This window comes from Mesorhizobium sp. M4A.F.Ca.ET.050.02.1.1, from assembly GCF_003997725.1.
Classification (GTDB): Bacteria; Pseudomonadota; Alphaproteobacteria; order Rhizobiales; family Rhizobiaceae; genus Mesorhizobium.
The window spans coordinates 1-420 of sequence record NZ_RZSG01001529.1 but is presented as its reverse complement, the minus strand read 5'-3'; the positions used below and the strand labels follow the sequence as shown (position 1 = coordinate 420).

The window sequence follows — 420 nt, the reverse complement described above, 5'->3', positions numbered from 1 at the left end:
GTCACCACACACGCTGAAGCGTGCGCATGGCTTCCGATCAGGACATTGATCGGGCGCTGCGCCGGCAAAGGAAAATAGTTCAGCGCTTTTTCCGCAATGAGACTGGAAATTTGAGCGTCTGGCCATCCCGGGCGGCAAACGCGCCGGCAAACCTGTCTTTGGCCAATTTCTCCATCTCGTCCAACTCATCGTCGGTGCGCGACGGATCGTGGTGAAACAGCGCAAGCCCCCGCGCGCCGGCGGCCTCACAGAGCTTGACGCCCTGTTGCCATGTCGAGTGCCCGTTGCCGCGATAGCGCTCCATTTCCTCCTCGGTGTAGGTGCAATCGTAAATGACGAGGTCGGCATCTTCGATCAGGCCGAGCACCGCCTGATCGAGTTTGCCCGGCTCGTGCTCAGTGTCTGTGATCACCGCAACGA

The 420-nt window shown here is 60.0% G+C and carries 1 protein-coding gene; it reads right to left on the bottom strand.

Annotated elements, in window-relative coordinates:
• Positions 1-79 precede the first annotated feature (79 nt).
• A partial coding sequence (locus EOA33_RS38490) for an MBL fold metallo-hydrolase (RefSeq protein WP_245482631.1) occupies positions 80-420 on the bottom strand: 341 nt, incomplete at its 5' end.